This window comes from Bacillus sp. FSL M8-0256 (assembly GCF_038005765.1).
GTDB lineage: Bacteria > Bacillota > Bacilli > Bacillales > Bacillaceae > Bacillus > Bacillus safensis.
Genome location: NZ_JBBOTU010000001.1, coordinates 88,369 through 113,891 on the forward strand (window position 1 = coordinate 88,369; position 25,523 = coordinate 113,891).

Here is a 25,523-nt window from a genome sequence, read left to right on the forward strand (position 1 = left end):
CAATGACACAACAATTGATAAAACAGCCTAAAATCATACAGGCCAAGCATCACACCCTTAGCTATGAAGACAAGACATTGGTCATGGGCATTTTAAATGTCACTCCTGACTCTTTTTCAGATGGAGGAAAGTTTAATCAAGTAGATAAAGCGCTGGCTCATGCAGCGCAGCTAATAGAAGACGGGGCGCATATTATTGATATTGGCGGAGAATCGACTCGCCCGGGAGCGGCACTTGTCTCGGAAGAAGAGGAGCTTTCAAGGGTCATTCCTGTCATTGAGAAGATTACAAAAGAATTAGATGTACCTATCTCTATTGATACGTATAAAGCCCGTGTTGCAGATGAAGCGGTGAAGGCTGGAGCCTCCATCATTAATGATGTATGGGGAGCGAAGGCAGATCCCCAAATGGCACATGTGGCAGCGAAGCACAATGTCCCAATCATTTTAATGCACAATCGGCCAGAACGAAACTACACACATCTGATTTCAGATATGATCGCCGATTTGAAAGAAAGTGTCCAAATTGCCCAGCAAGCGGGTGTCCGTGATGACATGATCATATTAGATCCAGGGGTAGGATTTGCGAAAAATAAAGAGGACAACCTGAAGGTCATGAATGAACTCGAACATTTTTGTCACCTTGGGTATCCACTGCTGCTAGCTACATCACGAAAACGATTCATTGGTGCTGTCTTAGACCTGCCCCCTGAAGAACGTACTGAAGGAACAGGTGCGACAGTTTGCCTTGGGATTCAAAAGGGCAGTGCGATGGTCCGTGTACATGATGTAAAAGAAATAGCAAGAATGGCAAAAATGATGGATGCTATGCTGAATAAGGGAGGCGCTTATCATCGATAAAGTATATGTAAATGGAATGGAATTTTACGGGTACCATGGTGTATTTGCAGAAGAAAATAAATTAGGGCAGCGATTCCGCGTGGACTTAACAGCTTCACTTGATTTAAGTAAAGCCGGACAAACTGATGACCTCAATGAGACCATCAACTATGCAGAGCTTTACCAAATCTGCAAAAGCATTGTAGAAGGTAAGCCGGTCAATCTCGTTGAAACACTGACAGAAAGAATTGCAAACCAAGTGTTAAAGGACTTTCCGACAGTTCAGGAATGTACAGTGAAGGTGATCAAACCAGATCCGCCAATTCCAGGACACTATCAGTCCGTTGCAATTGAAATGACGAGATCGCGCACATGAACAATACAGCATACATCGCATTAGGCTCAAACATAGGTAAAAAAGAAACCTATTTAAAAGAAGCCGTCAAAAAACTGCATGAACATCCAGAGGTTCAAGTGGAATTAATCTCTTCGATATATGAAACAGCACCTGTAGGCTATGAAAACCAAGATGACTTTTTAAATATGGCCGTGAAAATTACCACTTCACTTCGTCCGGAGGAACTGCTGTCTCTTACTCAGAAAATCGAGCAGGAGTTAGGCAGAACAAGAGAAGTGAGATGGGGACCGCGAACGGCTGACCTTGACATTTTACTTTATAATCGTGAAAATATTGAAACAGAACAACTTGTAGTGCCGCATCCTAGAATGTACGAACGTTTATTCGTTCTTGTCCCGATGAGTGAGATTTGCCCAGAAATCGGCGAAGTACAAATAAATGCCGTAACAGACCAAGAAGGTGTAAGCATATGGAAAAAGACATGTGGGGTAGAAGAATTCGTGCATACCGAAAGCTAAAAGGGTATACTCAGGAAGGGTTCGCGAAAAGACTGGGCATCTCTGTCTCTGTCTTAGGAGAAATTGAGCGAGGCAATCGATTACCAACAAACCAATTGGTTGGTCAAATAGCAGATGCTTTAAATATAACGGTGGAAGAACTTTCGCCAATTCTTGAGGAAGAAAGGAGGGGGAAAAATGTTTAAAATCGGAGATATCGAGATTAAAAACAAAGTAGTGCTCGCACCAATGGCGGGTGTGTGCAACTCTGCCTTCAGACTGACGGTGAAAGAGTTTGGAGCGGGCTTAGTCTGCGCTGAAATGGTCAGTGACAAAGCGATCCTGATCAACAACGCGAGAACAATGGGTATGCTATACATTGATGAACGGGAAAAGCCTTTGAGCCTTCAGATATTTGGAGGGGAAAAAGACACACTCGTCGAAGCGGCAAAGTTTGTAGACCAGAATACCACAGCTGATATTATTGATATTAACATGGGCTGTCCTGTACCAAAGATTACGAAATGTGATGCAGGAGCGAAATGGCTCCTTGATCCAAACAAGATTTATGAAATGGTCTCTGCTGTCGTAGAAGCTGTAGACAAACCAGTTACTGTGAAAATGAGAATGGGCTGGGACGAAGACCATATCTTTGCTATCGACAATGCCCGTGCTGTTGAACGAGCAGGTGGACAAGCGGTTGCGCTTCACGGACGGACACGCGTGCAAATGTACGAAGGAACAGCGAATTGGGATATTATTAAAGAGGTTAAACAATCTGTTTCAATTCCTGTCATCGGCAATGGCGATGTCAAAACCCCTCAAGATGCAAAACGTATGCTTGATGAAACGGGTGTGGACGCTGTCATGATCGGAAGAGCCGCACTAGGAAACCCGTGGATGATTTATCGAACGGTTCATTATTTAGAAACGGGTGAACTGAAAGAAGAGCCAAACGTGCGTGAGAAAATGTCAGTGTGCAAGCTTCACTTAGACAGACTCATTGATCTAAAAGGCGAGCATGTGGCTGTTAGAGAAATGAGAAAGCACGCAGCATGGTACTTAAAAGGTGTCCGAGGCAATGCGGACGTAAGAAATCAAATCAATCAAAGTGAAACGAGAGCGGAGCTTGTACAAGTTCTTGATGACTTTACGATCGAAGCCGAGGCAAAAGAGCTTCAAAGTATAAAAGTAGGATAAGATTATCTTTCTTTTTGTAGCTCACTGCTAGTGCATGTACTGGCAGTTTTTCTGCTTTTCTCTGCAAAATACATTATTGGAGTGATATAAATGAGTAATGAAGGGCTTAATAACGAAGAATTAAATGACCAATTCCAGGTCAGACGTGACAAAATGAATAAAATGAGAGAAGAGGGTATCGATCCATTCGGTGAACGATATGACCGTTCTCATCAATCTGCGCAAATTATCGCTGAATATGACGAGTTTTCTAAAGAAGACTTAGAAGGAAAAGCGGCTCAAGTAACAATCGCTGGACGTATGATGACAAAGCGCGGAAAAGGTAAAGCTGGCTTTGCGCATATTCAAGACTTAGAAGGACAAATTCAAATCTACGTTCGTAAAGATAGTGTAGGGGAAGAAGCCTACGAATTATTTAAAAGCTCAGACCTAGGCGATATCATCGGTGTAACAGGAACTGTTTTTAAAACAAATGTAGGAGAACTTTCTATTAAAGCGACTAGCTTTGAGGTTCTGACAAAAGCACTTCGCCCGCTTCCTGATAAATATCATGGATTAAAAGATGTTGAACAACGCTATCGTCAGCGCTACCTTGACCTCATTGTAAATCCAGAAAGTAAGCAGACATTCATTATGCGAAGCAAAATCATTCAATCCATGAGAAGATACTTAGATTCAAAAGGATACTTAGAAGTTGAAACACCAACAATGCACAGCATTCCTGGTGGTGCATCAGCGCGTCCTTTCATTACTCATCACAATGCACTTGATATGCCGCTTTATATGCGTATTGCGATCGAACTGCACTTAAAACGCCTAATTGTCGGTGGTCTAGAGAAAGTATACGAGATTGGCCGCGTATTCCGTAATGAAGGTGTATCGACTCGTCATAACCCAGAATTCACTATGATTGAACTGTATGAAGCATACGCAGATTACAAAGACATCATGAATTTGACTGAAAACTTGATTGCCCATATTGCCCAAGAGGTGCTGGGAACAACAACCATTCAATATGGAGAAGATGAAATTGATCTCAAACCTGAATGGAAGAGACTGCATATGGTTGAAGCGGTCAAAGAAGCAACAGGTGTAGACTTCTGGCAGGAGATGTCTATAGAAGAAGCAAAACAGCATGCTGCTGATCATGGTGTTGAAATCACGAAAAATATGACAGTAGGTCATATTATCAATGAGTTCTTCGAGCAAAAAGTAGAAGAAACATTGGTTCAGCCTACATTCATTTACGGACATCCAGTGGAGATTTCTCCATTAGCTAAGAAAAATCCTGAAGACCCTCGCTTCACAGATCGCTTTGAGCTGTTTATCGTGCGCCGTGAGCATGCAAATGCATTCACAGAGCTAAACGATCCAATTGATCAAAGAGAACGCTTTGAAGCTCAATTAAAAGAACGTGAAGAAGGAAATGACGAAGCACATCTAATGGATGACGATTTTGTTGAAGCATTAGAATACGGCATGCCTCCAACAGGTGGTTTAGGAATCGGGATCGACCGATTAATCATGCTTTTAACAAATTCTCCATCAATCAGAGATGTACTGCTTTTCCCGCAAATGAGAAACCGCTAATATATCAATCAAAGCGCCATTTTATCTATGGCGCTTTTTATTTTTCATAAAATGAAACTTTTTTTAAAAAAACTATTGCAAGGAAAGATTCCAGGTGGTATATTATTATTCGTTGCCGCAAAACAGCAACGAGGTTAAAAAAAGAAATTGAAAAAAGTTCTTGACTTTAACCGATGCAAAATGGTAAGATATTAAAGTCGCTTACGAGCGATAACGAACATGATCTTTGAAAACTAAACAAGACAAAACGTACCTGTTAATTCGAGTTTTTATAAAAAAATCCTATGATACTTCATAGGTAGTCAGTCAAACTGGCGAAAAGCAAAACTTCGGTTTTGTACTTTTTCGGAGAGTTTGATCCTGGCTCAGGACGAACGCTGGCGGCGTGCCTAATACATGCAAGTCGAGCGGACAGAAGGGAGCTTGCTCCCGGATGTTAGCGGCGGACGGGTGAGTAACACGTGGGTAACCTGCCTGTAAGACTGGGATAACTCCGGGAAACCGGAGCTAATACCGGATAGTTCCTTGAACCGCATGGTTCAAGGATGAAAGACGGTTTCGGCTGTCACTTACAGATGGACCCGCGGCGCATTAGCTAGTTGGTGGGGTAATGGCTCACCAAGGCGACGATGCGTAGCCGACCTGAGAGGGTGATCGGCCACACTGGGACTGAGACACGGCCCAGACTCCTACGGGAGGCAGCAGTAGGGAATCTTCCGCAATGGACGAAAGTCTGACGGAGCAACGCCGCGTGAGTGATGAAGGTTTTCGGATCGTAAAGCTCTGTTGTTAGGGAAGAACAAGTGCGAGAGTAACTGCTCGCACCTTGACGGTACCTAACCAGAAAGCCACGGCTAACTACGTGCCAGCAGCCGCGGTAATACGTAGGTGGCAAGCGTTGTCCGGAATTATTGGGCGTAAAGGGCTCGCAGGCGGTTTCTTAAGTCTGATGTGAAAGCCCCCGGCTCAACCGGGGAGGGTCATTGGAAACTGGGAAACTTGAGTGCAGAAGAGGAGAGTGGAATTCCACGTGTAGCGGTGAAATGCGTAGAGATGTGGAGGAACACCAGTGGCGAAGGCGACTCTCTGGTCTGTAACTGACGCTGAGGAGCGAAAGCGTGGGGAGCGAACAGGATTAGATACCCTGGTAGTCCACGCCGTAAACGATGAGTGCTAAGTGTTAGGGGGTTTCCGCCCCTTAGTGCTGCAGCTAACGCATTAAGCACTCCGCCTGGGGAGTACGGTCGCAAGACTGAAACTCAAAGGAATTGACGGGGGCCCGCACAAGCGGTGGAGCATGTGGTTTAATTCGAAGCAACGCGAAGAACCTTACCAGGTCTTGACATCCTCTGACAACCCTAGAGATAGGGCTTTCCCTTCGGGGACAGAGTGACAGGTGGTGCATGGTTGTCGTCAGCTCGTGTCGTGAGATGTTGGGTTAAGTCCCGCAACGAGCGCAACCCTTGATCTTAGTTGCCAGCATTCAGTTGGGCACTCTAAGGTGACTGCCGGTGACAAACCGGAGGAAGGTGGGGATGACGTCAAATCATCATGCCCCTTATGACCTGGGCTACACACGTGCTACAATGGACAGAACAAAGGGCTGCAAGACCGCAAGGTTTAGCCAATCCCATAAATCTGTTCTCAGTTCGGATCGCAGTCTGCAACTCGACTGCGTGAAGCTGGAATCGCTAGTAATCGCGGATCAGCATGCCGCGGTGAATACGTTCCCGGGCCTTGTACACACCGCCCGTCACACCACGAGAGTTTGCAACACCCGAAGTCGGTGAGGTAACCTTTATGGAGCCAGCCGCCGAAGGTGGGGCAGATGATTGGGGTGAAGTCGTAACAAGGTAGCCGTATCGGAAGGTGCGGCTGGATCACCTCCTTTCTAAGGATATATGGAGCAGCGTACGTTTTCGTCTTGTTTAGTTTTGAAGGATCATTCCTTCAAAACATGTCTCTAGCGAGACAGGATTGTTCTTTGAAAACTAGATAACAATAAGTAATACATTCACATTGAATGCAATGCAAAGTTCATCACACATAGTGATTCTTTCTAAAGTAAGAAATGGTTAAGTTAGAAAGGGCGCACGGTGGATGCCTTGGCACTAGGAGCCGATGAAGGACGGGACGAACACCGATATGCTTCGGGGAGCTGTAAGCAAGCTTTGATCCGGAGATTTCCGAATGGGGAAACCCACTGCTCGTAATGGAGTAGTATCCATACTTGAATACATAGAGTATGAGAAGGCATACCCGGGGAACTGAAACATCTAAGTACCCGGAGGAAGAGAAAGCAAATGCGATTCCCTGAGTAGCGGCGAGCGAAACGGGAACAGCCCAAACCAAGAGGCTTGCCTCTTGGGGTTGTAGGACACTCTATACGGAGTTACAAAGGAATGATATAAGCGAAGAGGTCTGGAAAGGCCCGCCAAAGAAGGTAACAGCCCTGTAACTGAAATGTTGTTCTCTCCAGAGTGGATCCTGAGTACGGCGGAACACGTGAAATTCCGTCGGAATCCGGGAGGACCATCTCCCAAGGCTAAATACTCCCTAGTGACCGATAGTGAACCAGTACCGTGAGGGAAAGGTGAAAAGCACCCCGGAAGGGGAGTGAAATAGATCCTGAAACCGTGTGCCTACAAGTAGTCAGAGCCCGTTAACGGGTGATGGCGTGCCTTTTGTAGAATGAACCGGCGAGTTACGATCCCGTGCAAGGTTAAGCAGAAGATGCGGAGCCGCAGCGAAAGCGAGTCTGAATAGGGCGCATGAGTACGTGGTCGTAGACCCGAAACCAGGTGATCTACCCATGTCCAGGGTGAAGTTCAGGTAACACTGAATGGAGGCCCGAACCCACGCACGTTGAAAAGTGCGGGGATGAGGTGTGGGTAGGGGTGAAATGCCAATCGAACCTGGAGATAGCTGGTTCTCTCCGAAATAGCTTTAGGGCTAGCCTCAAGGTAAGAGTCTCGGAGGTAGAGCACTGATTGGACTAGGGGCCCCTACCGGGTTACCGAATTCAGTCAAACTCCGAATGCCGATGACTTATCCTTGGGAGTCAGACTGCGAGTGATAAGATCCGTAGTCGAAAGGGAAACAGCCCAGACCGCCAGCTAAGGTCCCAAAGTATACGTTAAGTGGAAAAGGATGTGGAGTTGCTTAGACAACCAGGATGTTGGCTTAGAAGCAGCCACCATTTAAAGAGTGCGTAATAGCTCACTGGTCGAGTGACTCTGCGCCGAAAATGTACCGGGGCTAAACGTATCACCGAAGCTGCGGACTGTTCTTACGAACAGTGGTAGGAGAGCGTTCTAAGGGCTGTGAAGCCAGACCGGAAGGACTGGTGGAGCGCTTAGAAGTGAGAATGCCGGTATGAGTAGCGAAAGACGGGTGAGAATCCCGTCCACCGAATGCCTAAGGTTTCCTGAGGAAGGCTCGTCCGCTCAGGGTTAGTCGGGACCTAAGCCGAGGCCGAAAGGCGTAGGCGATGGACAACAGGTTGATATTCCTGTACCACCTCCTCACCATTTGAGCAATGGGGGGACGCAGGAGGATAGGGTAAGCGCGGTATTGGATATCCGCGTCCAAGCAGTTAGGCTGGGAAATAGGCAAATCCGTTTCCCGTGAAGGCTGAGCTGTGATGGCGAGCGAAATTTAGTAGCGAAGTTCCTGATTCCACACTGCCAAGAAAAGCCTCTAGCGAGGTGAGAGGTGCCCGTACCGCAAACCGACACAGGTAGGCGAGGAGAGAATCCTAAGGTGATCGAGAGAACTCTCGTTAAGGAACTCGGCAAAATGACCCCGTAACTTCGGGAGAAGGGGTGCTTCTTAGGGTGTTAAAGCCCCGAGAAGCCGCAGTGAATAGGCCCAGGCGACTGTTTAGCAAAAACACAGGTCTCTGCGAAGCCGTAAGGCGAAGTATAGGGGCTGACGCCTGCCCGGTGCTGGAAGGTTAAGAGGAGCGCTTAGCGTAAGCGAAGGTGCGAATTGAAGCCCCAGTAAACGGCGGCCGTAACTATAACGGTCCTAAGGTAGCGAAATTCCTTGTCGGGTAAGTTCCGACCCGCACGAAAGGCGCAACGATCTGGGCACTGTCTCAACGAGAGACTCGGTGAAATTATAGTACCTGTGAAGATGCAGGTTACCCGCGACAGGACGGAAAGACCCCGTGGAGCTTTACTGCAGCCTGATATTGAATGTTGGTACAGCTTGTACAGGATAGGTAGGAGCCTTGGAAACCGGAGCGCTAGCTTCGGTGGAGGCATCGGTGGGATACTACCCTGGCTGTATTGACCTTCTAACCCGCTGCCCTTATCGGGCAGGGAGACAGTGTCAGGTGGGCAGTTTGACTGGGGCGGTCGCCTCCTAAAATGTAACGGAGGCGCCCAAAGGTTCCCTCAGAATGGTTGGAAATCATTCGCAGAGTGTAAAGGCACAAGGGAGCTTGACTGCGAGACCTACAAGTCGAGCAGGGACGAAAGTCGGGCTTAGTGATCCGGTGGTTCCGCATGGAAGGGCCATCGCTCAACGGATAAAAGCTACCCCGGGGATAACAGGCTTATCTCCCCCAAGAGTCCACATCGACGGGGAGGTTTGGCACCTCGATGTCGGCTCATCGCATCCTGGGGCTGTAGTCGGTCCCAAGGGTTGGGCTGTTCGCCCATTAAAGCGGTACGCGAGCTGGGTTCAGAACGTCGTGAGACAGTTCGGTCCCTATCCGTCGCGGGCGCAGGAAATTTGAGAGGAGCTGTCCTTAGTACGAGAGGACCGGGATGGACGCACCGCTGGTGTACCAGTTGTTCTGCCAAGGGCATCGCTGGGTAGCTATGTGCGGACGGGATAAGTGCTGAAAGCATCTAAGCATGAAGCCCCCCTCAAGATGAGATTTCCCATTCCGCAAGGAAGTAAGATCCCTGAAAGATGATCAGGTTGATAGGTCTGAGGTGGAAGCGTGGTGACACGTGGAGCTGACAGATACTAATAGATCGAGGACTTAACCTATATTCTATTGTGAAACATGAACATTGTTATCTAGTTTTGAGAGAACATTCTCTCCATCAGGTTTGGTGGCGATAGCGAAGAGGTCACACCCGTTCCCATACCGAACACGGAAGTTAAGCTCTTCAGCGCCGATGGTAGTTGGGGGTTTCCCCCTGTGAGAGTAGGACGCCGCCAAGCTTCTATAAAGATCAGTTCCAGTCGGAACTGGTCTTTTTTGTGTTTTGCATGACTTGCTTCTATATAATAGGTTCTTAAAGTGAAAATACGTTGTTCCCTCGTTGATTGCTAAATGAATCAAAATTTACGCTCTTTCAATTTAACATGTCGGTCATCATATGAACCAGCAGCTCAAATTATCAAGGGTCTACACTAAAAGCATAGAAAACCTCACCTTCGGCTAAATAGATCTAGAAAGGCCAAGTATAGGGTCACTAAATAGAAAGACCTCATCCCGAAAGGTATGGTCAGCTATTGTTGCATTTCCAATTTAAAAGGATAGAAGAAATGAAAGAAACAATACTCATTTTATTTCTCCTGTTAAAATTATTTGAAGCAGTAGAAAAATGATGTGAAACGATTTTGTTGAAAAATAGTAAAGACCAGCAGTATTTTCACACTTTTTTATGCAAAAAAGATTTCTCAGAAAAATAAAATAATAACAGAATCTCTTTTTGAATGTTTTTATCCAGAGATATATGAAATAAAATTAAGGGTATGAAAGCTTCGAAATCGCTGTTTTCAAAGGAATAAAGCCTTATTAGTACTCTTTTTAACAAAAAAACATAAAAAATGAAAAAAAGGCTTTTAAAATGATGAGACAAGTGGTAAACTTCTTTAGGTGCCTTAACGAAAAGATGAAAAAACAGCTTTAAAATAAATTCAAAAATTATTTTAAAAAAGTCTTTACAAACAATATCTTATCGTTATATAATACTATTTGTCAGATCGAGAGACACTTCGAAACGACACAATATGGAGGATTAGCTCAGCTGGGAGAGCATCTGCCTTACAAGCAGAGGGTCGGCGGTTCGAGCCCGTCATCCTCCACCATATTTATTCTTACATAATGTTAGGATAGATAAAGCCGGTGTAGCTCAACTGGTAGAGCAACTGACTTGTAATCAGTAGGTTGGGGGTTCAAGTCCTCTTGCCGGCACCACTTTCATATGGTAAGATAGACAAGTCGCTTTTAAAGCGAGCCATTAGCTCAGTTGGTAGAGCATCTGACTTTTAATCAGAGGGTCGAAGGTTCGAGTCCTTCATGGCTCACCATGTTTCATGCGGGTGTGGCGGAATTGGCAGACGCGCTAGACTTAGGATCTAGTGTCTTTATGACGTGGGGGTTCAAGTCCCTTCACCCGCATTGCCAAATAAAATAAAGAAATCCTGTAATGCGGAAGTAGTTCAGTGGTAGAACACCACCTTGCCAAGGTGGGGGTCGCGGGTTCGAATCCCGTCTTCCGCTTATACCATCCACGCCGGGGTGGTGGAATTGGCAGACACACAGGACTTAAAATCCTGCGGTAGGTGACTACCGTGCCGGTTCAAGTCCGGCCCTCGGCATTATAAATAAGCGCCCGTAGCTCAATTGGATAGAGCGTTTGACTACGGATCAAAAGGTTAGGGGTTCGACTCCTCTCGGGCGCGCCATTAAGATCGGGAAGTAGCTCAGCTTGGTAGAGCACTTGGTTTGGGACCAAGGGGTCGCAGGTTCGAATCCTGTCTTCCCGACCATCTTTTATGGGGCCTTAGCTCAGCTGGGAGAGCGCCTGCCTTGCACGCAGGAGGTCAGCGGTTCGATCCCGCTAGGCTCCACCAATATGATCTTTGAAAACTAAACAAGACAAAACGTACCTGTTAATTCGAGTTTTTATAAAAAATCCTATGATACTTCATAGGTAGTCAGTTAAACTGGCGAAAAGCAAAACTTCGGTTTTGTACTTTTTCGGAGAGTTTGATCCTGGCTCAGGACGAACGCTGGCGGCGTGCCTAATACATGCAAGTCGAGCGGACAGAAGGGAGCTTGCTCCCGGATGTTAGCGGCGGACGGGTGAGTAACACGTGGGTAACCTGCCTGTAAGACTGGGATAACTCCGGGAAACCGGAGCTAATACCGGATAGTTCCTTGAACCGCATGGTTCAAGGATGAAAGACGGTTTCGGCTGTCACTTACAGATGGACCCGCGGCGCATTAGCTAGTTGGTGGGGTAATGGCTCACCAAGGCGACGATGCGTAGCCGACCTGAGAGGGTGATCGGCCACACTGGGACTGAGACACGGCCCAGACTCCTACGGGAGGCAGCAGTAGGGAATCTTCCGCAATGGACGAAAGTCTGACGGAGCAACGCCGCGTGAGTGATGAAGGTTTTCGGATCGTAAAGCTCTGTTGTTAGGGAAGAACAAGTGCGAGAGTAACTGCTCGCACCTTGACGGTACCTAACCAGAAAGCCACGGCTAACTACGTGCCAGCAGCCGCGGTAATACGTAGGTGGCAAGCGTTGTCCGGAATTATTGGGCGTAAAGGGCTCGCAGGCGGTTTCTTAAGTCTGATGTGAAAGCCCCCGGCTCAACCGGGGAGGGTCATTGGAAACTGGGAAACTTGAGTGCAGAAGAGGAGAGTGGAATTCCACGTGTAGCGGTGAAATGCGTAGAGATGTGGAGGAACACCAGTGGCGAAGGCGACTCTCTGGTCTGTAACTGACGCTGAGGAGCGAAAGCGTGGGGAGCGAACAGGATTAGATACCCTGGTAGTCCACGCCGTAAACGATGAGTGCTAAGTGTTAGGGGGTTTCCGCCCCTTAGTGCTGCAGCTAACGCATTAAGCACTCCGCCTGGGGAGTACGGTCGCAAGACTGAAACTCAAAGGAATTGACGGGGGCCCGCACAAGCGGTGGAGCATGTGGTTTAATTCGAAGCAACGCGAAGAACCTTACCAGGTCTTGACATCCTCTGACAACCCTAGAGATAGGGCTTTCCCTTCGGGGACAGAGTGACAGGTGGTGCATGGTTGTCGTCAGCTCGTGTCGTGAGATGTTGGGTTAAGTCCCGCAACGAGCGCAACCCTTGATCTTAGTTGCCAGCATTCAGTTGGGCACTCTAAGGTGACTGCCGGTGACAAACCGGAGGAAGGTGGGGATGACGTCAAATCATCATGCCCCTTATGACCTGGGCTACACACGTGCTACAATGGACAGAACAAAGGGCTGCAAGACCGCAAGGTTTAGCCAATCCCATAAATCTGTTCTCAGTTCGGATCGCAGTCTGCAACTCGACTGCGTGAAGCTGGAATCGCTAGTAATCGCGGATCAGCATGCCGCGGTGAATACGTTCCCGGGCCTTGTACACACCGCCCGTCACACCACGAGAGTTTGCAACACCCGAAGTCGGTGAGGTAACCTTTATGGAGCCAGCCGCCGAAGGTGGGGCAGATGATTGGGGTGAAGTCGTAACAAGGTAGCCGTATCGGAAGGTGCGGCTGGATCACCTCCTTTCTAAGGATATATGGAGCAGCGTACGTTTTCGTCTTGTTTAGTTTTGAAGGATCATTCCTTCAAAACATGTCTCTAGCGAGACAGGATTGTTCTTTGAAAACTAGATAACAATAAGTAATACATTCACATTGAATGCAATGCAAAGTTCATCACACATAGTGATTCTTTCTAAAGTAAGAAATGGTTAAGTTAGAAAGGGCGCACGGTGGATGCCTTGGCACTAGGAGCCGATGAAGGACGGGACGAACACCGATATGCTTCGGGGAGCTGTAAGCAAGCTTTGATCCGGAGATTTCCGAATGGGGAAACCCACTGCTCGTAATGGAGTAGTATCCATACTTGAATACATAGAGTATGAGAAGGCATACCCGGGGAACTGAAACATCTAAGTACCCGGAGGAAGAGAAAGCAAATGCGATTCCCTGAGTAGCGGCGAGCGAAACGGGAACAGCCCAAACCAAGAGGCTTGCCTCTTGGGGTTGTAGGACACTCTATACGGAGTTACAAAGGAACGATATAAGCGAAGAGGTCTGGAAAGGCCCGCCAAAGAAGGTAACAGCCCTGTAACTGAAATGTTGTTCTCTCCAGAGTGGATCCTGAGTACGGCGGAACACGTGAAATTCCGTCGGAATCCGGGAGGACCATCTCCCAAGGCTAAATACTCCCTAGTGACCGATAGTGAACCAGTACCGTGAGGGAAAGGTGAAAAGCACCCCGGAAGGGGAGTGAAATAGATCCTGAAACCGTGTGCCTACAAGTAGTCAGAGCCCGTTAACGGGTGATGGCGTGCCTTTTGTAGAATGAACCGGCGAGTTACGATCCCGTGCAAGGTTAAGCAGAAGATGCGGAGCCGCAGCGAAAGCGAGTCTGAATAGGGCGCATGAGTACGTGGTCGTAGACCCGAAACCAGGTGATCTACCCATGTCCAGGGTGAAGTTCAGGTAACACTGAATGGAGGCCCGAACCCACGCACGTTGAAAAGTGCGGGGATGAGGTGTGGGTAGGGGTGAAATGCCAATCGAACCTGGAGATAGCTGGTTCTCTCCGAAATAGCTTTAGGGCTAGCCTCAAGGTAAGAGTCTCGGAGGTAGAGCACTGATTGGACTAGGGGCCCCTACCGGGTTACCGAATTCAGTCAAACTCCGAATGCCGATGACTTATCCTTGGGAGTCAGACTGCGAGTGATAAGATCCGTAGTCGAAAGGGAAACAGCCCAGACCGCCAGCTAAGGTCCCAAAGTATACGTTAAGTGGAAAAGGATGTGGAGTTGCTTAGACAACCAGGATGTTGGCTTAGAAGCAGCCACCATTTAAAGAGTGCGTAATAGCTCACTGGTCGAGTGACTCTGCGCCGAAAATGTACCGGGGCTAAACGTATCACCGAAGCTGCGGACTGTTCTTACGAACAGTGGTAGGAGAGCGTTCTAAGGGCTGTGAAGCCAGACCGGAAGGACTGGTGGAGCGCTTAGAAGTGAGAATGCCGGTATGAGTAGCGAAAGACGGGTGAGAATCCCGTCCACCGAATGCCTAAGGTTTCCTGAGGAAGGCTCGTCCGCTCAGGGTTAGTCGGGACCTAAGCCGAGGCCGAAAGGCGTAGGCGATGGACAACAGGTTGATATTCCTGTACCACCTCCTCACCATTTGAGCAATGGGGGGACGCAGGAGGATAGGGTAAGCGCGGTATTGGATATCCGCGTCCAAGCAGTTAGGCTGGGAAATAGGCAAATCCGTTTCCCGTGAAGGCTGAGCTGTGATGGCGAGCGAAATTTAGTAGCGAAGTTCCTGATTCCACACTGCCAAGAAAAGCCTCTAGCGAGGTGAGAGGTGCCCGTACCGCAAACCGACACAGGTAGGCGAGGAGAGAATCCTAAGGTGATCGAGAGAACTCTCGTTAAGGAACTCGGCAAAATGACCCCGTAACTTCGGGAGAAGGGGTGCTTCTTAGGGTGTTAAAGCCCCGAGAAGCCGCAGTGAATAGGCCCAGGCGACTGTTTAGCAAAAACACAGGTCTCTGCGAAGCCGTAAGGCGAAGTATAGGGGCTGACGCCTGCCCGGTGCTGGAAGGTTAAGAGGAGCGCTTAGCGTAAGCGAAGGTGCGAATTGAAGCCCCAGTAAACGGCGGCCGTAACTATAACGGTCCTAAGGTAGCGAAATTCCTTGTCGGGTAAGTTCCGACCCGCACGAAAGGCGCAACGATCTGGGCACTGTCTCAACGAGAGACTCGGTGAAATTATAGTACCTGTGAAGATGCAGGTTACCCGCGACAGGACGGAAAGACCCCGTGGAGCTTTACTGCAGCCTGATATTGAATGTTGGTACAGCTTGTACAGGATAGGTAGGAGCCTTGGAAACCGGAGCGCTAGCTTCGGTGGAGGCATCGGTGGGATACTACCCTGGCTGTATTGACCTTCTAACCCGCTGCCCTTATCGGGCAGGGAGACAGTGTCAGGTGGGCAGTTTGACTGGGGCGGTCGCCTCCTAAAATGTAACGGAGGCGCCCAAAGGTTCCCTCAGAATGGTTGGAAATCATTCGCAGAGTGTAAAGGCACAAGGGAGCTTGACTGCGAGACCTACAAGTCGAGCAGGGACGAAAGTCGGGCTTAGTGATCCGGTGGTTCCGCATGGAAGGGCCATCGCTCAACGGATAAAAGCTACCCCGGGGATAACAGGCTTATCTCCCCCAAGAGTCCACATCGACGGGGAGGTTTGGCACCTCGATGTCGGCTCATCGCATCCTGGGGCTGTAGTCGGTCCCAAGGGTTGGGCTGTTCGCCCATTAAAGCGGTACGCGAGCTGGGTTCAGAACGTCGTGAGACAGTTCGGTCCCTATCCGTCGCGGGCGCAGGAAATTTGAGAGGAGCTGTCCTTAGTACGAGAGGACCGGGATGGACGCACCGCTGGTGTACCAGTTGTTCTGCCAAGGGCATCGCTGGGTAGCTATGTGCGGACGGGATAAGTGCTGAAAGCATCTAAGCATGAAGCCCCCCTCAAGATGAGATTTCCCATTCCGCAAGGAAGTAAGATCCCTGAAAGATGATCAGGTTGATAGGTCTGAGGTGGAAGCGTGGTGACACGTGGAGCTGACAGATACTAATAGATCGAGGACTTAACCTATATTCTATTGTGAAACATGAACATTGTTATCTAGTTTTGAGAGAACATTCTCTCCATCAGGTTTGGTGGCGATAGCGAAGAGGTCACACCCGTTCCCATACCGAACACGGAAGTTAAGCTCTTCAGCGCCGATGGTAGTTGGGGGTTTCCCCCTGTGAGAGTAGGACGCCGCCAAGCTTCTATAAAGATCAGTTCCAGTCGGAACTGGTCTTTTTTGTGTTTTTGAGAGGTTTGATACCATATAAATGTGGAAATAATATTGTTAGTTGAGCGATTATCTTGAAAAATCGATCGAAAAAATTTATAGTAAGATTAAAGTCAAATATAGTCAAAGTCAATGGAGGAGGAGGCGGAGTGGCACAAAATATTTCTGATATCATCGAGCAGTATTTGAAGGAAGTCTTGGATCAGAACGGTCGAGAAATATTAGAAATTAAGCGCAATGAAATTGCAGATAAATTTCAATGCGTACCTTCACAAATTAACTATGTTATCAATACACGCTTTACGAGCGAGAGAGGCTATATCGTTGAAAGTAAGCGTGGCGGCGGTGGCTATATCCGCATCATTAAAGTCAAAATGAATGATGAAGTCGACTTATTGAACAACATTATTTCCCAAATATATCATCGTTTATCACAGGCTGCATCTGATCATATCATCATGCGTCTTGTTGAAAATAACATTTTATCTGAAAGAGAAGCTAAGATGATGATTAGTGTCATGGACCGTTCTGTATTGCATATTGATTTACCTGAACGTGATGAACTGCGTGCTCGGATGATGAAAGCGATGTTAAATGCTTTGAAATTAAAGTAAAGCGGGTGAAAAGATTGATTTGTCAAGAATGTAATGAGAGACCAGCCACTTTTCACTTTACGAAAGTTATAAATGGAGAAAAACAAGAAATGCACATATGTGAACAATGTGCAAAAGAAAACAGTGATTCATATGCTATGAGTGGAAACCAAGGTTTCTCGATTCACAACTTATTATCAGGCTTATTGAATATTGATCCTAGCTTCACCACAAGTGCTAACAAGGGCTCGTCTATTTTTCAAGAAGCGAAAGAAGTGGATCAATGTCCTAAGTGTGGCTTAACCTTTCAGCAGTTCAGAAAAACAGGCCGATTTGGCTGTGCAGAATGCTATCGTACATTTGATCAGTATCTGAACCCTGTTTTACGGAAAGTCCATAGTGGAAATACAGTCCATAATGGAAAAGTCCCAAAACGAATTGCCGGCAGCCTGCATGTTCGCCGGAAACTTGAGTTAATGCAGCAAGAGCTGAAGCAGCTGATTGAACAAGAAGAGTTCGAAAAGGCAGCGGAAGTTCGAGATCAAATTCGTGCATTAGAGCATGAGCAATCTCAGCAGAGGGAGGGAGATTAACGACATGTCGCTCCAGCATTTTATTCAAGACGCTCTAAGTCAGTGGATGAAACAAAAAGGACCAGAAAGTGACATTGTTCTAAGCAGTCGTATCCGGCTAGCTCGCAATCTAGAGCATGTTCGTTTCCCAACTCAGTTTTCTCAAGCTGAAGCTGAAGCTGTTCTCCAGCAATTCGAACAAAAGTTTGCTAGCCAGGAAGTGAAGGACATTGGAAACTTTGTTCTGATTCGAATGAATGAAACGCAGCCTTTAGCAAAGAGGGTACTTGTTGAAAAGCATTTGATTAGCCCCAATTTAGCTGAATCAAGATTTGGCGGCTGTTTGCTTTCTGAAAATGAAGAAATCAGTGTGATGCTGAATGAAGAAGACCATATTCGAATCCAATGCTTATTCCCAGGTTTTCAGCTAGCCAATGCACTAAAAGCGGCTAATCAGGTAGATGACTGGATTGAAGAGCAAGTGGATTATGCGTTTTCTGAAAAGCGAGGATACTTAACAAGCTGTCCGACCAATGTAGGTACAGGTATTAGGGCTTCGGTCATGATGCATTTACCAGCATTAGCGCTCACAAGACAAATGAATCGGATTATTCCGGCCATTAATCAATTAGGTCTTGTGGTCAGAGGAATTTATGGTGAGGGCAGCGAAGCAATAGGAAACATCTTTCAAATATCAAATCAAATGACACTTGGTCAATCAGAAGAAGACATTGTAGATGACTTGAATAGTGTGACCGCTCAGCTCATTGAACAAGAGCGATCTGCACGAAAGGCTTTATATCAAACATCTAAAATTGAACTTGAGGACAGAGTGTACCGTTCCTTAGGGATTTTGGCCAATTGTCGTATGATTGAATCAAAGGAAACTGCAAAGTGTTTGTCAGATGTGCGGCTTGGAATTGATTTAGGTATCATTAAGGGGCTTTCAAGTAATATACTGAATGAACTCATGATTTTGACTCAGCCCGGCTTCCTTCAACAATATTCAGGAGGAGCCTTAGAGCCAAATGAACGAGATATAAAACGAGCAGCGATTATTAGAGAAAGGCTGCGCTTAGAAATGCATAGGAATGGACAGGAGGATGAAACGATATGATGTTTGGAAGATTCACTGAAAGAGCTCAAAAGGTATTAGCACTTGCACAAGAAGAAGCCATTCGCCTAGGCCATAAAAACATAGGTACTGAGCACATTTTACTTGGCCTTGTACGTGAAGGTGAGGGCATCGCTGCCAAAGCGTTAGAAGCACTGGGCCTTGTTTCAGATAAAATCCAAAAAGAAGTCGAAAGCTTGATTGGAAGAGGGCAAGAGGTGTCTCAAGCTATTCCTCATTATACGCCTAGAGCGAAGAAGGTCACTGAGCTTTCAATGGATGAAGCAAGAAAGCTAGGTCATTCCTATGTAGGGACAGAACATATTCTATTAGGTCTTATTCGTGAGGGAGAGGGTGTCGCTGCCCGTGTCTTAAATAACCTCGGAGTGAGCTTAAATAAAGCACGTCAGCAAGTCCTGCAGCTGCTTGGAAGCAATGAAACCGGTGCATCTGCGGCAGGCTCTAATAGCAATGCAAATACACCAACACTAGATAGCTTGGCAAGAGATTTGACAGCTATCGCAAAAGAGGACAGCTTGGACCCTGTCATTGGCCGAAGCAAAGAAATTCAACGTGTCATTGAGGTCCTAAGTAGAAGAACAAAAAATAACCCCGTGCTGATTGGTGAGCCTGGTGTTGGTAAAACAGCCATCGCAGAAGGTCTTGCACAGCAAATTATTCATAACGAAGTGCCTGAAATCCTGCGCGATAAACGAGTGATGACACTGGATATGGGAACTGTTGTAGCTGGGACGAAATATCGTGGTGAATTCGAGGATCGTTTGAAAAAAGTGATGGACGAAATTCGCCAGGCAGGAAATATCATTCTCTTTATCGACGAGCTTCATACACTCATTGGTGCTGGTGGAGCAGAGGGCGCGATTGATGCGTCTAATATCTTGAAGCCATCCTTAGCACGTGGTGAGCTTCAATGTATTGGAGCGACAACGTTAGATGAGTACCGTAAATACATTGAAAAGGACGCTGCGCTTGAACGACGTTTCCAGCCAATTCAAGTAGATCAGCCGTCTGTTGATGAAAGTATTCAAATCTTAAGAGGACTTAGAGACCGGTATGAAGCACATCACCGTGTGTCTATTACAGATGAAGCGATTGAGGCGGCGGTGAAGCTATCTGACCGTTATATTTCTGACCGTTTCCTTCCAGATAAGGCGATTGATTTAATTGATGAGGCAGGTTCGAAAGTCCGTTTACGTTCGTTCACAACACCGCCTAACCTAAAAGAACTAGAGCAAAAGCTGGATGAAGTACGCAAGGAAAAAGATGCGGCTGTTCAAAGTCAAGAATTTGAAAAAGCAGCTTCTCTTCGTGATACAGAGCAGCGTTTGCGTGAAAAAGTAGAAGTGACAAAGAAATCATGGAAAGAAAAGCAGGGACAAGAGAATTCAGAGGTATCTGTAGATGATATCGCAATGGTTGTCTCCAGCTGGACGGGAGTACCTGTTTCGAAAATTGCTCAGACGGAAACAGATAAGCTTCTAAATATGGAACAATTGCTCCACTCTCGTGTGATCGGGCAGGATGAAGCCGTTGTCGCTGTAGCGAAAGCGGTGAGACGTGCACGTGCTGGCCTGAAAGATCCAAAACGTCCAATCGGCTCCTTTATCTTCTTGGGTCCAACAGGGGTTGGTAAAACAGAGCTTGCAAGAGCACTCGCTGAGTCTATTTTCGGTGATGAAGAAGCAATGATCCGTATTGATATGTCTGAATACATGGAGAAACACTCTACATCCAGACTTGTTGGGTCACCTCCAGGCTATGTGGGCTATGATGAAGGTGGACAGCTGACTGAAAAAGTGAGAAGAAAACCTTATTCTGTCGTTCTTTTAGACGAGATTGAAAAGGCGCATCCAGATGTATTTAATATCTTACTGCAAGTGTTAGAAGATGGTCGTCTGACTGATTCTAAAGGGCGTACCGTTGACTTTAGAAATACGATTTTGATCATGACATCAAACGTTGGAGCTAGTGAGCTGAAGCGCAATAAATATGTTGGCTTTAACGTGCAGGATGAAAGTCAAAATTACAAGGATATGAAAGGCAAAGTGATGGGCGAGTTGAAACGTGCGTTTAGACCTGAGTTTATCAACCGTATTGATGAAATCATTGTCTTCCACTCGCTTGAGAAGAAACATCTCAAAGAGATCGTGTCTCTCATGTCTGATCAATTGACAAAACGATTAAAAGAACAAGACCTATCAATTGAATTGACGGAAGCAGCAAAAGCGAAGATAGCTGACGAAGGTGTTGATCTTGAGTACGGTGCGCGTCCGTTAAGAAGAGCGATTCAAAAGCACGTGGAAGATCGACTTTCTGAAGAGCTTCTGAAGGGCAATATTGAAAAAGGTCAACATATCGTATTAGATGTGGAAGATGGAGAAATTGTCGTAAAAGCGACGGCTGCTACGAACTAATATAGTAAGAAAAAAGTGTGAGGCATACCAGTAAGGTGTATGCCTCCCTTTACTTATTTTCTGACCAGTATAAGGAGTTGTATTCTTCAATCTATGGCTAAGACAAAATCAAAATTTATATGCCAATCGTGCGGTTATGAGTCAGCCAAATGGATGGGGAAATGTCCAGGCTGCGGCACGTGGAACAGTATGACAGAAGAGGTCGTTCGCAAAGAGCCGGCAAACCGTCGAAGTGCTTTTAATCATTCTGTTCAAACCATTCAAAAACCTTCACCTATATCTGCAATTGAAACATCCGAAGAACCCCGAATTAAAACAAATTTAGAAGAATTTAACCGAGTATTAGGAAGTGGAATTGTCAAAGGTTCTCTTGTTCTCATCGGCGGAGATCCTGGGATTGGGAAGTCCACATTGTTATTACAAGTATCAGCACAGCTCTCAGACAAAAATCAGAATGTGTTATACATATCTGGTGAGGAGTCCATTAAACAAACGAAGCTAAGAGCGGACCGCCTTGGCATTGAAAGCACCTCTTTACATGTTTTGGCTGAAACCGATATGGAGTATATAACGTCTGCTATACAGGAGATGAAACCTGCGTTTGTTGTGGTGGATTCGATTCAAACCGTTTATCAAAGCGATATTACGTCAGCTCCCGGCTCTGTATCTCAAGTTAGAGAATGTACAGCGCAGCTGATGAAGATTGCCAAAACAAATGGTATTCCTATTTTTATCGTTGGTCACGTGACCAAAGAAGGCTCGATCGCAGGTCCACGCCTTTTAGAGCATATGGTGGACACAGTTCTTTATTTTGAAGGCGAGCGTCATCATACGTTTCGTATTTTACGGGCGGTCAAAAACCGATTTGGTTCAACGAATGAATTGGGAATTTTTGAAATGAGAGAGGAAGGGCTCACGGAAGTATTAAACCCATCAGAAATCTTTTTAGAAGAGCGGTCGGCAGGTGTATCTGGTTCGTGTGTTGTTGCCTCAATGGAAGGAACAAGACCCGTACTTGTCGAGATACAGGCGTTAATTTCCCCGACAAGCTTTGGGAATCCGCGAAGAATGGCCACTGGCCTTGACCATAATCGAGTATCGCTGCTCATGGCAGTTTTAGAAAAACGCGTGGGGCTGCTGCTGCAAAACCAAGATGCCTATTTAAAGGTCGCAGGCGGTGTGAAGCTTGACGAACCGGCGATTGACTTAGCTATTGCCGTCAGTATTGCATCAAGCTTTAAAGATGCAGCGCCGCATCAAGCGGATTGCTTTATAGGAGAGGTCGGTCTGACGGGAGAAGTCAGAAGAGTATCAAGAATTGAACAGCGAGTGCAGGAAGCTGCAAAACTAGGATTTAAGCGAATGTTTATTCCTCAGGCGAATCTAGACGGATGGAAAAAGCCGAGAGGGATTGAGTTAGTTGGTGTAGAAAATGTAGCGGAGGCACTTCGAATTTCACTAGGGGGATCATAGAAATGGAAAAAGAGAAAAAAGGAGCGAGAGAACTCGATCTCTTAGATATTGTACAGTTTGTGGCACCAGGAACACCTCTGCGGGCAGGGATTGAAAACGTCCTGAGAGCCAATACTGGCGGGCTCATTGTAGTTGGTTATAATGACAAAGTAAAGAGTGTGGTAGATGGAGGATTTCACATTAATTCAGCCTTCTCCCCAGCACATTTATATGAATTGGCGAAGATGGATGGGGCCATTATTCTTAGCGATTCTGGTCAAAAAATCTTGTATGCGAATACACAGCTGATGCCAGATGCAACCATTCATTCATCGGAAACAGGCATGAGGCACCGGACGGCTGAACGTGTAGCAAAGCAGACAGGCTGCTTAATTATTGCTATTTCTGAACGGAGGAACGTCATTACCTTATACCAAGGGAATCGTCGTTATACGCTGAAAGATATTGGCTTTATTTTAACAAAGGCTAATCAAGCCATTCAAACACTTGAGAAATATAAAACGATTTTAGATCATGCCATTTCTGCGTTAAGCGCCCTAGAATTCGAAGAGCTTGTGACCTTTGGTGATGTATTATCCGTGCTGCACCGCTACGAAATGGTACTCAGAATCAAAAATGAAATCAATATGTATATCAAAGAGCTTGGAACAGAGGGACACTTGATCCGTCTGCAGGTCAATGAATTGATTACAGATATGGAGCAGGAAGCGGCTTTATTTATTAAAGATTACGTGAAAGAAAAGATTAAAGATCCGTATGTGCTGCTTAAACAACTTCAAGATATGTCGAGCTTTGAGCTTTTAGATGATTCCATTCTGTACAAGTTACTTGGATATCCAGCTTCTACAAATATTGACGAATATGTGTACACAAGAGGATACAGATTGCTCCATAAAATCCCTAGACTGCCAATGCCAATCGTCGAAAATGTGGTTGAAGCATTCGGTGTGCTAGATCGAATTATGGAAGCAGATGTACAAGAATTGGATGAAGTAGAAGGAATTGGAGAAGTAAGAGCGAAAAAGATAAAAAAAGGATTAAAAAGGTTACAAGAAAAACATTATATCGACCGTCAGCTTTAAGAAGAGAAATTTTCCTCTACTACGGTTAAAAATGGATGAATATGGGTATATTAATGATGGTTTTGTTTTCTGTTGCTCATGATAGGAAACTTAAACATATATCAATGTCAGATGAAGGTGGATTGACAGATGAAAAATAAAGGAGGTGAAGGTATGTTAAAAAGAATCGTTCAGGCGTTTTTTATCATTTTGGGTGCAGTTGTGGGGATTTTTATCATTCCAGAGTTATTTCTGCTTTTAAATGTAAAGGACATACCTTTCATAACAAATGCTTACTCTTCAGCACTAATAGGAGCCGTTGTGTTCTTCATCATTGGTAAATGGTGCACAGGTTATGTGGTAAATTGGGTGAAATGGATCGAGGATTCTCTATTGAAGGCGCCTCTTCCTGATCTTATATCTGGAAGTTTCGGATTAGTATTTGGACTTATTCTAGCATATCTTATTGTAAACGTGATCCCGCTAAACAATATCCCATATCATATTTTTGGTACCATTATTCCGATTTTCCTGGCTTTCTTTTTAGGATACCTTGGGTTTCAGGTAGGCTTTAAGAAGAAGGATGAAATGATAGGGCTGTTCTCCCGATCTGCAAAGGTCACAAAGAAAAAAGGAGCAGCTGATGATGAACCTGAAATAGAAGATAAAAAGCTGAAAATTTTAGACACAAGTGTTATCATTGATGGAAGAATCGCAGATATTTGCCAAACTGGATTCTTAGAAGGTGTCATGGTCATTCCTCAATTTGTACTCGAGGAATTACAGCATATTGCAGACTCTTCAGATGTATTAAAGAGAAATAGAGGCCGAAGAGGTCTTGATATTTTAAATCGTATTCAAAAAGAATTGGATATCAAAGTTGAAATTTACGAAGGTGACTTCGAAGACATTCAAGAGGTTGATAGCAAGCTTGTGAAGCTGGCGAAATTAACTTCAGGTGTTGTTGTGACCAATGATTTTAATTTAAATAAAGTATGCGAACTTCAAAAAGTAGCAGTGTTAAACATCAATGATCTAGCCAATGCCGTTAAACCGGTTGTACTGCCTGGGGAAGAAATGAAGGTACAGGTCATCAAAGATGGGAAAGAGCATAACCAAGGTGTTGCTTACTTAGATGACGGGACGATGATTGTGGTCGAGGAAGGACGCAATTACATTGGAAAAGACATTGACGTGCTCGTCACAAGTGTGCTGCAGACTGCTGCTGGAAGAATGATTTTTGCGAAGCCAAAACTTCTGGAGAAGGCGCTCTAAAGGGAGAACGAACATGTATTATGAAGTAGTTATTCCGGCTGCGGGGCAGGGGAAACGAATGAAGGCCGGCCGCAATAAGCTTTTTATTGAGCTGAAAAGAATGCCGGTCATCATTCATACACTAAAGGTGTTTGACGCTCATGCGCAATGCAAACGAATGATCCTAGCGATCAATGAAGAGGAGCGTCAAGACTTTGAAAGGCTACTCAAGGTACACGCTTTTCAAACGCCTGTTTCACTTGTCACTGGCGGTGAAGAACGTCAGCAAAGTGTATACGAAGGATTAAAGGCTGTGAAAGATGCGGACATCGTGCTTGTTCATGATGGGGCAAGGCCTTTTATTAAGCATACACAGATTGACTTGCTCGTTAAAGCGGCGATTGAAAAAGGCTCCGCAGTTGTAGCGGTACCAGTGAAAGACACAATCAAACGCGTTCAAGAAGGCAAAGTGGAACAAACCATTGAACGTCAGAGCTTGTGGGCAGTCCAGACCCCACAAGCTTTTCGTCATTCTATTTTAAAAGAGGCGCATGAATATGCGGAGCGGACAGGCTTCCTTGGAACAGACGACGCCAGTCTTGTTGAACAATTACAAGGTGAGAATGTGTATATTGTCCAAGGAGACTATACCAATATTAAGCTGACAACACCGGATGATTTATTGGTTGCCAAGGCAATTATGGATGCGGAAAGAGGGTACTAG

14 protein-coding genes, 9 tRNA genes and 6 rRNA genes are annotated in these 25,523 nt (G+C 45.9%); all 29 read left to right on the forward strand.

What is annotated here, in order from left to right:
• Positions 1-2: 2 nt before the first annotated feature.
• The 29 genes from folP (at position 3) to ispD (ending at position 25,523) form a co-directional block, all read left to right on the forward strand.
• A complete protein-coding gene (gene folP / locus NSQ76_RS00465) occupies positions 3-860 on the forward strand; it encodes a dihydropteroate synthase (RefSeq protein ID WP_034622855.1) in 858 nt (285 codons plus the stop codon).
• The gene (gene folB, locus NSQ76_RS00470) at positions 853-1,215 is read left to right on the forward strand and encodes a dihydroneopterin aldolase (RefSeq protein ID WP_080780838.1); all 363 of its coding nucleotides are present in this window, start codon (positions 853-855) and stop codon (positions 1,213-1,215) included. The genes folP and folB overlap by 8 nt, the downstream gene beginning before the upstream one ends.
• Positions 1,212-1,715, forward strand: coding sequence for a 2-amino-4-hydroxy-6-hydroxymethyldihydropteridine diphosphokinase (gene folK / locus NSQ76_RS00475; RefSeq protein ID WP_024425660.1), 504 nt, complete (start codon positions 1,212-1,214; stop codon positions 1,713-1,715). The genes folB and folK overlap by 4 nt, the downstream gene beginning before the upstream one ends.
• Complete coding sequence (locus NSQ76_RS00480; RefSeq protein ID WP_024425661.1) at positions 1,667-1,900, forward strand: helix-turn-helix domain-containing protein; 234 nt, start codon at positions 1,667-1,669, stop codon at positions 1,898-1,900. The genes folK and NSQ76_RS00480 overlap by 49 nt, the downstream gene beginning before the upstream one ends.
• The gene (gene dusB, locus NSQ76_RS00485) at positions 1,893-2,894 is read left to right on the forward strand and encodes a tRNA dihydrouridine synthase DusB (RefSeq protein ID WP_024425662.1); all 1,002 of its coding nucleotides are present in this window, start codon (positions 1,893-1,895) and stop codon (positions 2,892-2,894) included. The genes NSQ76_RS00480 and dusB overlap by 8 nt, the downstream gene beginning before the upstream one ends.
• Before the next feature lie 90 nt (positions 2,895-2,984).
• On the forward strand, positions 2,985-4,484 hold the full coding sequence (gene lysS, locus NSQ76_RS00490) for a lysine--tRNA ligase (protein WP_024427180.1): 1,500 nt from the start codon (positions 2,985-2,987) through the stop codon (positions 4,482-4,484).
• Between the two features lie 342 nt (positions 4,485-4,826).
• Positions 4,827-6,375 (forward strand): 16S ribosomal RNA (locus NSQ76_RS00495).
• Between the two features lie 182 nt (positions 6,376-6,557).
• Positions 6,558-9,488 (forward strand): 23S ribosomal RNA (locus NSQ76_RS00500).
• Between the two features lie 61 nt (positions 9,489-9,549).
• Positions 9,550-9,665, forward strand: a 5S ribosomal RNA gene (rrf, locus tag NSQ76_RS00505).
• 797 nt (positions 9,666-10,462) lie between these two features.
• Positions 10,463-10,538: transfer RNA gene (locus NSQ76_RS00510), tRNA-Val, on the forward strand.
• Between the two features lie 33 nt (positions 10,539-10,571).
• Positions 10,572-10,647: transfer RNA gene (locus NSQ76_RS00515), tRNA-Thr, on the forward strand.
• Positions 10,648-10,684: 37 nt separating this feature from the next.
• Positions 10,685-10,760 (forward strand) — tRNA-Lys (locus tag NSQ76_RS00520).
• A gap of 8 nt (positions 10,761-10,768) precedes the next feature.
• Positions 10,769-10,851 (forward strand) — tRNA-Leu (locus NSQ76_RS00525).
• 30 nt (positions 10,852-10,881) lie between these two features.
• Positions 10,882-10,953: transfer RNA gene (locus tag NSQ76_RS00530), tRNA-Gly, on the forward strand.
• Positions 10,954-10,965: 12 nt separating this feature from the next.
• Positions 10,966-11,051 (forward strand) — tRNA-Leu (locus tag NSQ76_RS00535).
• A 10-nt stretch (positions 11,052-11,061) separates the two neighbouring features.
• Positions 11,062-11,138: transfer RNA gene (locus NSQ76_RS00540), tRNA-Arg, on the forward strand.
• A gap of 7 nt (positions 11,139-11,145) precedes the next feature.
• Positions 11,146-11,222 (forward strand) — tRNA-Pro (locus tag NSQ76_RS00545).
• A gap of 8 nt (positions 11,223-11,230) precedes the next feature.
• Positions 11,231-11,306 (forward strand) — tRNA-Ala (locus tag NSQ76_RS00550).
• Between the two features lie 124 nt (positions 11,307-11,430).
• Positions 11,431-12,979 (forward strand): 16S ribosomal RNA (locus NSQ76_RS00555).
• Positions 12,980-13,161: 182 nt separating this feature from the next.
• Positions 13,162-16,092, forward strand: a 23S ribosomal RNA gene (locus tag NSQ76_RS00560).
• A gap of 61 nt (positions 16,093-16,153) precedes the next feature.
• A 5S ribosomal RNA gene (gene rrf / locus NSQ76_RS00565) occupies positions 16,154-16,269 on the forward strand.
• Together the 16S, 23S and 5S rRNA genes with 9 tRNA genes alongside form the textbook arrangement of a ribosomal RNA operon.
• Positions 16,270-16,446: 177 nt before the next feature.
• Positions 16,447-16,911: a CtsR family transcriptional regulator gene (locus NSQ76_RS00570; protein ID WP_003217184.1), complete on the forward strand. Its 465-nt coding sequence runs from the start codon at positions 16,447-16,449 to the stop codon at positions 16,909-16,911.
• A 14-nt stretch (positions 16,912-16,925) separates the two neighbouring features.
• Positions 16,926-17,483, forward strand: a complete 558-nt coding sequence (locus NSQ76_RS00575) for a UvrB/UvrC motif-containing protein (RefSeq protein ID WP_024425862.1) — start codon at positions 16,926-16,928, stop codon at positions 17,481-17,483.
• Between the two features lie 4 nt (positions 17,484-17,487).
• Positions 17,488-18,579: a protein arginine kinase gene (locus NSQ76_RS00580; protein WP_024425579.1), complete on the forward strand. Its 1,092-nt coding sequence runs from the start codon at positions 17,488-17,490 to the stop codon at positions 18,577-18,579.
• Positions 18,576-21,011: an ATP-dependent protease ATP-binding subunit ClpC gene (clpC, locus tag NSQ76_RS00585; RefSeq protein ID WP_007496263.1), complete on the forward strand. Its 2,436-nt coding sequence runs from the start codon at positions 18,576-18,578 to the stop codon at positions 21,009-21,011. Before NSQ76_RS00580 ends, clpC begins: the two co-directional genes overlap by 4 nt.
• A 93-nt stretch (positions 21,012-21,104) precedes the next feature.
• Positions 21,105-22,484 carry a DNA repair protein RadA gene (gene radA / locus NSQ76_RS00590; RefSeq protein ID WP_034621518.1) on the forward strand — a complete coding sequence of 460 codons (1,380 nt, stop codon included), beginning with the start codon at positions 21,105-21,107 and terminating at the stop codon, positions 22,482-22,484.
• Positions 22,485-22,486: 2 nt separating this feature from the next.
• Positions 22,487-23,566: a DNA integrity scanning diadenylate cyclase DisA gene (disA, locus tag NSQ76_RS00595; RefSeq protein ID WP_024425581.1), complete on the forward strand. Its 1,080-nt coding sequence runs from the start codon at positions 22,487-22,489 to the stop codon at positions 23,564-23,566.
• Between the two features lie 153 nt (positions 23,567-23,719).
• Positions 23,720-24,820, forward strand: a complete 1,101-nt coding sequence (locus NSQ76_RS00600) for a PIN/TRAM domain-containing protein (RefSeq protein ID WP_024425582.1) — start codon at positions 23,720-23,722, stop codon at positions 24,818-24,820.
• 13 nt (positions 24,821-24,833) lie between these two features.
• Positions 24,834-25,523, forward strand: coding sequence for a 2-C-methyl-D-erythritol 4-phosphate cytidylyltransferase (gene ispD, locus NSQ76_RS00605; RefSeq protein ID WP_024425583.1), 690 nt, complete (start codon positions 24,834-24,836; stop codon positions 25,521-25,523).